The following is an 8,432-nucleotide window of genomic DNA, read 5'->3' on the forward strand; positions in this document are numbered from 1 at the left end:
AGGGGCAGCAGTTGAGGGCGACCGCACGCTGCCCCGCTCATCCGGATCGCCACCGGGCAGGCGCAGAGGCGCTTTGGTCCGGAAAGACCACATGGCGCGGCGGCAGGTGCGAGTCGGACTTGCTTGCCCGGAAGAGCGCGTCGACGTGTTGGGGCCAGCCGCAGGCACCCGGGCTTTGATCCCGTCAAAATCTTCCCGCACGCAGGGCCGGGCAGGTTGATAGCAGCTCCTGCGTGCGCGCGGCCACGGGAGGCGTCGTCGTGGTGCAGCCCGGGGAGACCTTGCAGCATTGCTGCGAACACGGCTGGGCTTCGCTCTCGATGGCCCGTCCATGCAGGCGGTAGGTGGCATCAGATGTTGCGACGCACTGGTTCAGCGCCTTGATCGTGTGTTCGACGCCGCACAGACGCCCCCCGTCCGCGCTGCCAGTCTCCGCGTTACCCATGGACACCGAGCCCCACACCCCTCCCACGCCCGCTGCCGCGCCGGAGGCGGGGCCGCCTCTGCCGCAGCCGCCGCAGCACGGCTGGCTGGAGCGCACCGGGCGCAGCGCGGTGGCCACGGTGTTGCAGGGGCAGGCGTTTGTGCGCTTTGTCGGCGAGGCCGCGTTGGCCGCGCTGCGGGTGTTGCCGCGTCCCAAGCTGTGGCGCGTGCGCGCGATCTGGCACGAGATCCAGATCGGCGGCTATGAAGCGCTGCCCATCATCGGGCTGACCTCGTTCTTGCTCGGGGTGGTGGTGGCCTACCAGGGCGCCGACCAGCTGCGCCACTACGGCGCCAACGTGTTTGTGGTGGAGCTGGTGGGCTATGCGATGCTGCGCGAGTTCGCCCCGCTGATCAGCGCCATCATCATCGCGGGGCGCTCGGGCTCGGCCTACGCGGCGCAGCTCGGCTCGATGGTGGTGGCCGAAGAGATCGATGCCTTGCGCACCATCGGCATCGACCCGATGCAGCGCCTGGTGTTGCCCAAGATCGTGGCGCTGGCCGTGGCGCTGCCCTTGTTGACGCTGTTTGCCGACATCACCGGCGTGTTAGGCGGCATGGTGATGGCGAGCACGCAGCTGGACATCGGTTTTGCCGAGTTCCTTGACCGGTTTGGCCGCGTGATGCAGGGTTCGGCGCTGCTGATCGGCCTGGGCAAGTCGCTGATCTTTGCGCTCATCATCGCCAGCGTCGGCTGCTTCCAGGGCCTGCGCACGCAGGGCGGCGCCGACAGCGTGGGCCGGCAGACCACCTTGAGCGTGGTGCAGTCGATCTTTCTGATCATCGTGGCCGATGCGCTGTTTTCGGTGGCGTTCAATCTCTTGGACCTTTGAGATGAACAGCCCAGCCCTCCACAGCAATGAACCGGTGATCGAACTGCGCCAGATCGCCACGCGCTTTGGCAGCCACACGGTGCACGAAGGGCTGGACCTGAGCGTGCGGCGCGGTGAGATTCTGGGCCTGGCCGGGGGCAGCGGGGCGGGCAAGTCGGTGCTGCTGCGCGAGATGATCGGCCTGCAGCGGCCCAGCTCGGGCCAGGTGCTGGTGTTTGGCGAAGACCTGTCCACGCTGAGCGCCGCGCAGGCCCAGGCGCTGCGGCTGCGCTGGGGTGTGATGTTCCAGCGCGGCGGCCTGTTTGGCTCGATCAGCGTGCGCGCCAACGTGGGCCTGCCGCTGCGCGAACACCGCCAGCTGGCCAGCGCAGAGGTCGACCGCATCGCCGAGCAGAAGCTGGCCCTGACCGGTCTGCCGTCCGACGCTGGCCTGAAGCACCCCAACGAGTTGAGCGGCGGCATGCTCAAGCGCGCGGCGCTCGCGCGCGCCATCGCGCTCGACCCCGAGCTGCTGTTTCTCGACGAGCCGACCTCGGGCCTGGACCCGGCCAGTTCGCGCGGCGTGGACGAGCTGATCCTCGACACCCAGGCCGCCTCTGGCGCGACGGTCGTGATCGTCACCCACGACGTGGACCTGATGTGGCGCGTGTGCGACCGCGTGGCCGTGCTCGGCGAGGGCCATGTGATGGCGCTCGGCACGATGGAAGAGCTTTCGAGCAACCCCGCGCCGGCCGTGGCCGCCTATTTCACCAACCCGCGCGAGGCCCGCACCGCGCGGGCGGCGCAGCCGGCCGCTGCCTGAGACCACCCACACGCCCATGGACGACAAAGTCAACTACACCCTGGTTGGTGCCTTCGTGCTCACCCTCTCCGCGCTGCTGATCGCCGGCGTGTTGTGGCTGTCCGCCGGCCTGGGCGGCCGCGATGCCATGGACCCCTACCAGGCGGTGATCCAGGAATCGGTGGCCGGCCTGAACCTCAACGCCCCGGTCAAGTACCTCGGCGTGGACGTGGGCAAGGTGGACCGCATCGCGATCGACCCGCAGAACCCGCTGCAGGTGAGGCTGCACTTCCTGGTGAAGCGCGGCACGCCGATCAAGGTGGACAGCGTGGGTGTGCTCAAGGCCCAGGGCCTGACCGGCATCGCCTACATCGAAATCAGCGGCGGCAGCGCCGAGGCGCAGGCGCTCGGCCCAGGCCCCGACGGCGCACCGCCCACGATCCCGTTCAAGCCCTCGCTGAGCGCCCGGCTGGAGAACGTGTTGAGCAGCGTGCTGGCCAACGTCGACCGGGTCTCGAACAACCTCAACGCCGTGTTCGATGCCGACAACCGCGCTGCGCTCAAGAGCACGCTGGCCGATCTGGCTTCGGTCACCCACACCCTGGCCGGGCAGCAGGCGGCCATCAGCGCCGGGGTGGCCGACGCTGCGAAAGCCGCCCGGTTGACGGCGCGCGCCGGCGAGCAGTTCGGGCCGACGCTGGACAGCATCCAGGAAAGTGCCCAAGCCGTGAAACGCATGGCCGACGTGACTGCCCAGGCCAGCGCGCGCGCCGGTGAGGCGGCCGACACCACCACCGCCAGCCTGCAAACGATCAGCCAGCAAACCCTGCCCGATCTGGCGCGGTTGATGGCCGAACTGAACCAGCTCTCGGCCTCGCTGCGCCGCCTGAGCGAACAGGCTGCGGGCAACCCGAGCAGCCTGCTGCTGGGCAGCCCCACCCCCACGCCCGGCCCCGGAGAAAGCCCACCATGACCTTGCTCTCAGGCGCGAGCGCCGCCGTTCCAACGCGCCGGCTGCGCATGGCGCTGCTGCTGCCATTGATGTTTTTGCCGCTGCTGCTGGTGGCTTGTTCCGGCACCTTGTTGCCCAAGCCGGCCGCGCCGCCCGCGCGCTTTGCGCTCGACGCTGGCCCCGCAACTTCAACCGTCGCCGCCACGCCGCGCACACCCGCTGCCGGTGCGCCCAGCCTCACGGTCGAGCTGCCGCGCGCCGCCCCGGGCTACGACAGCCGGCGCATGCTCTACCAGCGCCGGCCGCAGCAACTCGAAGCCTTTGCCTTCAACGAATGGGTCGAACCGCCGGCCCAGATGCTCGCGCCGATGCTGGTGCGCGCCCTGCAAGGCAGCGGCGCGTTTGGCGCGGTGCTGCAAGCGCCCTCGGCCGGCACCACCGGCTGGCGGCTGGAGACCGAGCTGGTGCGCCTGCACCAGGATTTCGGCCAGCGCCCGAGCCAGGTGCAGCTGAGCCTGCGCGCTGTGTTGCTCAACAACCGCACCCGCGAAGCCCTGGCCTGGCGCGAGTTCAACATCAGCGTGAACGCCACCGGCGAAGACCCGGTGGCCGGCGCAGCCGCCGCGCAAGAGGCCGCGATGCAACTGGCGGCGGCGGTGGCGGCGTTTTGCGCCGAGCAGCCGCTGCCGGCGCCGCGCTGAGCGCGCGTCTTGTGGCGTTGGCCCTTCGGCCGTTGGGAAGAGGGCGCCCCTGCTGCTGGCCCGCCACCAGGCCAAAGGCCTCGCGCGGCAACACACCGTTCAGCAGGGCCTGCACGCGCGTTCCAGCCAGGAACGGCGGCCCCAGGAGAACACCCAGCTCAGCCATGAAACGCGGGTCGTCAAGCGTGTGAAAGCGCTGGATACGACGCTCGATCTTGGTCTTGCCATCGGCAATGAAAGACCGCAGGGCCCCGCACCGGGAGGGTCTGTGCGCTTGCGTACTGACAGCCCGCGCCGTGTCGTCAAAAATGGCGATGCCATGCGTAAGGGCCCGTTCACACCCTTTTCGCATCGGGAAAGACACCATGAACCACCGTGAGCCCAGCGATCTGGCGGACCGCTTCGCGCTGGGCGTGACCCGGCTGCTGCGCTTCTTTGCCGACACTTTTTTCGTCAAACGTTATGGCCACCGGGCGATCGTGCTCGAAACAGTGGCGGCCGTGCCTGGCATGGTGGGCGCGATGGCCACCCACCTGCAGTGCCTGCGCCGCTTTGTTGACGACGACGGCTGGATCCGCACGCTGATGGAGGAGGCGGAGAACGAGCGCATGCACCTCATGACCTTCATTGAGCTGGCCCGGCCCACCACGCTGGAGCGGCTGCTCATCCTGGTCGCGCAGTGGGTCTTCTACCTTGGCTTTTTCCTTCTGTACCTCGTTTCGCGCCGCACGGCGCACCGCCTGGTCGGCTACTTCGAGGAGGAGGCGGTGCTCAGCTACACGCTGTACCTGGCGGAAATCGATGCCGGTCGCGTGCCCAACGTCGCTGCTCCGGCGGTTGCGAGAAGGTACTGGAAGCTCGCGGACGACGCGACGCTGCGCGACGTGGTGCTCGTGGTGCGCGCAGACGAGGCGCACCACCGCGATGTCAACCACGGCTTGGCCAACCAGCTGTCCGGCCGGCCCGCCGACCCGGAGCCGGTCGCACCGTACCCCGACCACGCCGACACCACCCGGTGAGCCATGCGCTGTCTGCTGATCCTGGCCCACCCCCCGCGACAGCCTGCGCGGCGCGCTCTTTGATGCCTGCGTCGACGGTGCGCGCCAGGCCGGCATGGCGTGTCGTGTTGGCCAGCGCCTGGGGGGCGGCCTCGGCCAGCAGAGATGGGCAGCGACACGAACAGCCAGAGCGCGTCGCCGTGGCGTTGATTGGCTGAGGTGTTTGTGCAGCGGGATTCGCAGCTGGGCCGTGACCCAGCCTGGGGCAGTGATCAACCGCCCGCCACCAGGCCAAAAGCCTCGCGCAGCAACATCAGCTCCGCCATATCGCCGCCGCGCAGTTCGCTCAGGGCTTTGAAACTGCCGCCCATCGCCGCGATGGCGGGCTTGGGCGCGTCCGGGGTGGTGAAGCGCAGCAGGTGCACGCGCAAGGGACCCTCGGGGGTCTGGAACCAGGGCTGGAAGGCGGGCACTTCTTCGATGTCGTCGGGGTTCAGGTCGCTGCCTTGCAGCACGGCGGCGATCAGGGCCGCGCTGTGAATGGCTGCGGGCTGTGGCTCGGGTGGGCTGCTCAGGGCTTGTGCCCCCTCGGGCAGGGCCTGCGGCCAGAGCATGCCGTGTGCCCAGCGCGGGAACACCAGGGCGTGGCTGTAGTCGTCGAAGTGGCAGAGGATGACGCGGTGGTGGCGTGGGATGTCAGTGAGGGTGGTCATGGTGTTGTGGGTGTGTGATGGCAGAAACCTTCAGCGGTAGCCTTCTTCGCGCAGCACCTGGTTCACCACCGGGCGCGCGCGGATGCGCTCGAACAGCGCCTGGCAGCGCGGCGACATGGCGATGTCGGTCTTGCTGGCCCAGAAGAACACATAGAACAGGGCCGCGTCGGCGATCGTGAAGTCGGCGCCCATGGCGTAGCCGGTTTCGGGCAGGCGGGCTTCGATCACGTCAAAAGCTTCGCGCACGATGGCCTGGCCCTGTGCGGTGATGCTGGCCGTCCACCGAGACGTGTCGGTCGGGTCCAGACCTTCGGGCACGTAACGCTCGGTGGTGAAGATGCGCGTGAAGCCTTGGCCGTGCACCGTGTTCACCGCGCAATCCAGCAGCTCCAGCGTGCGCGCGGCGAGCAGCGGGTCGTCGCTCAGCAGGCGTTTGCGCGGGTGGCGCCGCGCCAGCCAGCAGGCGATGGACGGGAAGCTGGTGAGGGCGGTGCCGTCGTCGAGCACCAGCGTCGGGATCGTGCCCTTGGGGTTCAGCGCCAGGTAGGCGGGCTGGCGGTGGTCGCCGGCCTGCAGGTTGACGATGTTCACCTGAAACGGCAGCTCCAGCTCTTCGAGCAGGATGTGGATGCCGGTGGTGCAGGAGCCGGGGGTCATGTAGAACTGGAGCGTCATGCGGGGCCGGTCTGCAAGACGCGCGCCACACAGCCGGGCTTGCACGCAGCTTGCTAATCAGGGGTTCACCACCGATGCCAGGGCGTGCTGCGCCCTGGCGCTGTGGTCTTTGTCCTGTTCGCCGTCCGCTCCTGTGTCGGCTTTGTTGGATAGCGCCCATGGTTTTTGCTCCGCCCCTCAACAACGACGACCTGCGCCGCTGGCGCAGCTGCGAGCGCCGCTTCTGGCTGGCGCGCCGCCAACTGCAGCGCGGGGTGGCTGCGCCCGCCGCGTCGGTACCCACCCCAGGCGCTGCTGACCCGGCGCCCGGCAAGCGTCTGGACGTGGCCTTGCGCGCCTCGTTCCCGCACGCCGACACCGTGGCCGCGCCGCAAAGCCCCGCGCAGTGGCTGCAGGCCGTGCGCCACACGCTGAACTGCCTGGACAGCGACACCGAGCCGCCCGAGGGCTGGGCCATCCTGGGCGCCTGCCTGACCAGCGAAGACCGCGTCCAGGTGCGCATCGACGTGTTGACCGCCGGTGAACACGGCCTGCGCCTGTTCAAGCTGCGCTACGCGACGGTGGGCGACGACTCCGACGTGGACACGGTCGCGCTCTGGACGCACGTGGCCGCGCGCTGCGGCTTCGCGGTGCAGAGCGTGGGCCTGCTGCTGGTGGACACCGACTTCGTCTACCCCGGCCACGGCTGTTACGCCGGCCTGTTCCGCGAGGTGGACCTGGGGCCGGTGCTCGGCTCGCGCCCGGTGGCCGACTGGCTGAGCGCCATGCGCCAATGCGAGCGCGGCTCGGAGCCGGCCGCCACGCCCGGGCCGCATTGCCACGAGGGCAGCGGCTGCGAGTTCGCGGCGGGCTGCAAGGCTTGCCCGCTGCCGGTCGCAGCCGAACACGCCGAGGCCAGCCTCGACATCCTCGGGCGCGAAGCCGCCGCCGAATGGCGCGCCGCCGGTCACGTTGATGTGATGAGCCTGCGCCCCGAAGACATCGCACCGCCGCGCCAGCGCCGCGCCGTGCGCGCGGTGCAGCAGGGCGCGCCGCTGCTGGAGCCCGAGGTGGGCGCGCTGGCCCGCGCCTGGCCCTACCCGCGCCACTGCCTGCGCTTTGACACCATCGGCCTGGCCGTGCCGATCTGGCCCGGCACCCGGCCCTACCAGACGCTGCCGTTCCAGTGGAGCTGCGCGGTGCAGACGGTGGACGGCGCGTGGAGCGACCACCACTTCCTGGCCGATGCCCAGGGCGGTGATCCGCGCCGGGCGTTTGCGCTGTCGCTGCTGGGCGTGCTCGGTGATTCGGGCGCGGTGCTGGCCTACAACGCCGGCTTCGAGCGCAACCGCATCCGCGAGCTGGCGCAGTGGTTCGACGACCTCGCGCCCGCGCTCGACGCGCTGCTGCCGCGCATCGTCGATCTGTTCCAGATCGCGCGCGGCCACTGCTACCACCCGGTCATGGCCGGCTCGTGGTCCTTCCGCTCCATCGCGCGCGCCGTGGCGCCCGGGCTGGAAGTAGACATCGTGCTCGACCCCGCGCTGGGTGTAGGCGCCGGTCGCTCGGCGCAGGCGGTGTTTGCGCTGATGCAGAAGCCCGGCCAAAGCGCCGCCGTGCGCACCGCCTGCCGGGCCGCGCTGCAAGCCCATGGCCAGCGCGAAACGGCGGTGTTGCGCCAGCTGCTGGCTTTGTTTGAACAATCTGGAACCGCTCCATGAACACCGTTGCCACCGAACTGCTGCCCCTGAGCGCCGACGACTTTGCATCGCTGGAGGCCTGGCTCGCAGAGCGGCGCACAAGCTTCCCCGAGACGCCGGACTGGGAGTTCTGCGAAGGCTTCATGGCGGCCCTGGTCTGCTGCCGCCGCGCCATCGCCCCCAGCGAATACTGGCCCCGGTTGCTGGGCCTGGCGGCCGATGCCGTGCCCAGCGAGATGGCGGGTCTGTGGGCGCGGCGCTGGGCATTGGTGGAACAGGCGCTGGACACCCGGGTGAGCGCGCTCGACGATCCGGCCGCCTACCAGCCCGAGCTGGGCGAGAGCGACGACGCGTTCGCCCAACGCTGGGCGCAAGGCTTCATGGCCGCCGTGACCGCCTGGCCCGAAGAATGGGCCGGCCCGCGCAACGCCCAGGCGCAGCAGTGGCGCGAGGCCGCGCTCAAGCTGCTGCGCGCACTCACGCTGCCCGACACCGGCGCGCCCACCCTGCACGCCTACGAAGACCAGCAAGGCCCGCCCCGCGTGAGCGCGGCGCGCTTGAAGGCCGTGGGCGATGCGATCTGGGCCGTCTATAGCCTGCGCGAAACCTGGAAGAGC

Annotated in this window: 9 protein-coding genes; 7 read left to right on the forward strand and 2 right to left on the reverse strand. The window is 69.8% G+C overall.

The genetic code is table 11. The features are described 5' to 3' along the window. Positions 1 to 443: 443 nt before the first annotated feature. The 5 genes from Q7J58_RS14160 (at position 444) to Q7J58_RS14180 (ending at position 4,769) form a co-directional block, all read left to right on the forward strand. Positions 444 to 1,316 (forward strand): ABC transporter permease, encoded by an 873-nt coding sequence (locus Q7J58_RS14160; RefSeq protein ID WP_304829233.1) that lies wholly within the window; start codon positions 444 to 446, stop codon positions 1,314 to 1,316. A 1-nt stretch (position 1,317) separates the two neighbouring features. Then, entirely contained in the window at positions 1,318 to 2,118 is an 801-nt protein-coding gene (locus Q7J58_RS14165) for an ATP-binding cassette domain-containing protein (RefSeq protein ID WP_304829236.1), read from the forward strand. A gap of 16 nt (positions 2,119 to 2,134) precedes the next feature. Further along, on the forward strand, positions 2,135 to 3,070 hold the full coding sequence (locus Q7J58_RS14170) for an MlaD family protein (RefSeq protein WP_304829240.1): 936 nt from the start codon (positions 2,135 to 2,137) through the stop codon (positions 3,068 to 3,070). Then, positions 3,067 to 3,750: an ABC-type transport auxiliary lipoprotein family protein gene (locus Q7J58_RS14175; protein WP_304829243.1), complete on the forward strand. Its 684-nt coding sequence runs from the start codon at positions 3,067 to 3,069 to the stop codon at positions 3,748 to 3,750. The genes Q7J58_RS14170 and Q7J58_RS14175 overlap by 4 nt, the downstream gene beginning before the upstream one ends. A 365-nt stretch (positions 3,751 to 4,115) precedes the next feature. Then, on the forward strand, positions 4,116 to 4,769 hold the full coding sequence (locus tag Q7J58_RS14180) for an alternative oxidase (RefSeq protein WP_304829245.1): 654 nt from the start codon (positions 4,116 to 4,118) through the stop codon (positions 4,767 to 4,769). 251 nt (positions 4,770 to 5,020) lie between these two features. Here the strand turns inward: Q7J58_RS14180 and Q7J58_RS14185 are convergent, their stop codons facing one another. Both Q7J58_RS14185 and Q7J58_RS14190 read right to left on the reverse strand, forming a co-directional pair. Next, positions 5,021 to 5,461, reverse strand: coding sequence for a hypothetical protein (locus Q7J58_RS14185; RefSeq protein WP_304829248.1), 441 nt, complete (start codon positions 5,459 to 5,461; stop codon positions 5,021 to 5,023). Between the two features lie 30 nt (positions 5,462 to 5,491). Further along, positions 5,492 to 6,136: a glutathione S-transferase family protein gene (locus Q7J58_RS14190; protein ID WP_304829251.1), complete on the reverse strand. Its 645-nt coding sequence runs from the start codon at positions 6,134 to 6,136 to the stop codon at positions 5,492 to 5,494. 158 nt (positions 6,137 to 6,294) lie between these two features. Here Q7J58_RS14190 and Q7J58_RS14195 point away from each other — a divergent pair, with 158 nt between their 5' ends. Together Q7J58_RS14195 and Q7J58_RS14200 are read left to right on the forward strand one after the other, a co-directional pair. Continuing rightward, entirely contained in the window at positions 6,295 to 7,836 is a 1,542-nt protein-coding gene (locus tag Q7J58_RS14195) for a DUF2779 domain-containing protein (protein WP_304829253.1), read from the forward strand. After that, positions 7,833 to 8,432, forward strand: a 600-nt coding sequence (locus tag Q7J58_RS14200) for a YecA family protein (protein ID WP_304829256.1), incomplete at its 3' end; no start/stop codon positions are given. The genes Q7J58_RS14195 and Q7J58_RS14200, both read left to right, overlap by 4 nt.

This window comes from Hydrogenophaga sp. (genome assembly GCF_030656115.1).
GTDB lineage: Bacteria > Pseudomonadota > Gammaproteobacteria > Burkholderiales > Burkholderiaceae_C > Hydrogenophaga.

Excerpts from the sequence above, each read along its gene's own strand:
- Q7J58_RS14160 (WP_304829233.1), top strand. The coding sequence starts at position 444 with ATGGACACCGAGCCCCACACCCCTCCCACGCCCGCTGCCGCGCCGGAG.
- Q7J58_RS14165 (WP_304829236.1), top strand. The coding sequence starts at position 1,318 with ATGAACAGCCCAGCCCTCCACAGCAATGAACCGGTGATCGAACTGCGC.
- Q7J58_RS14170 (WP_304829240.1), top strand. The coding sequence starts at position 2,135 with ATGGACGACAAAGTCAACTACACCCTGGTTGGTGCCTTCGTGCTCACC.
- Q7J58_RS14175 (WP_304829243.1), top strand. The coding sequence starts at position 3,067 with ATGACCTTGCTCTCAGGCGCGAGCGCCGCCGTTCCAACGCGCCGGCTG.
- Q7J58_RS14180 (WP_304829245.1), top strand. The coding sequence starts at position 4,116 with ATGAACCACCGTGAGCCCAGCGATCTGGCGGACCGCTTCGCGCTGGGC.
- Q7J58_RS14185 (WP_304829248.1), bottom strand. The coding sequence starts at position 5,461 with ATGACCACCCTCACTGACATCCCACGCCACCACCGCGTCATCCTCTGC.
- Q7J58_RS14190 (WP_304829251.1), bottom strand. The coding sequence starts at position 6,136 with ATGACGCTCCAGTTCTACATGACCCCCGGCTCCTGCACCACCGGCATC.
- Q7J58_RS14195 (WP_304829253.1), top strand. The coding sequence starts at position 6,295 with ATGGTTTTTGCTCCGCCCCTCAACAACGACGACCTGCGCCGCTGGCGC.